Genomic DNA, 565 nt, shown 5'->3' on the forward strand with positions numbered 1-565 from the left:
GAGCGCGCGACGAAGTCGCGGACCGCCCGGGCGGTGTGGATCGAGGAGCCGTCGACGATCAGGACGATCGGCCGGGTGATGGTCCGCAGCAGCTGCGCGCAGAACCCGATGAACGCCCAGCGGTCCATCACCCCGTGCCCCAGCCGGTAACGCAGTGTGCCGTCGCAGGCCAGGGCCGAGAACATCTTCACCGACCGGCGGCCCGCCCCCGCGTGCGCGACCGGAGTACGCCCGACCACGCCCCAGGTGGTGCCCGAGCGGTGATCGACGCGCATGCTCATCTCGTCGGCGAACAGCACCACCGCTCCCCGCCTGCGCGCGCCGCGGCGGATCCGCGGGAAGACCGCGCCCATCCAGCGGGCGATGGCCGCCTCATCGCGCCGCGGCGACCGGTAGACCGGACGCTGCACCGACAGGCCCAGTGCGTGCAGCAATCGTCCGGTCGCCGCCACCGACAATCCGATGCCGAACCAGGCGGAGATCACCATCGCCACCAGCGCCCGTGTCCACAGCACCACCGCGGTGCCCAGCACCTGGCGGGGCGTGACATCGCGCACCACCGCCT

General features: G+C 72.7%; 1 protein-coding gene. It reads right to left on the reverse strand.

Annotated elements, in window-relative coordinates:
* Window positions 1–565: winged helix-turn-helix domain-containing protein (locus IEZ06_RS35960; protein ID WP_189241130.1), on the reverse strand; the 565-nt coding region annotated here is incomplete at both ends.

Source organism: Planomonospora antibiotica, from assembly GCF_014647955.1.
Taxonomy (GTDB): Bacteria; Actinomycetota; Actinomycetes; order Streptosporangiales; family Streptosporangiaceae; genus Planomonospora; species Planomonospora parontospora.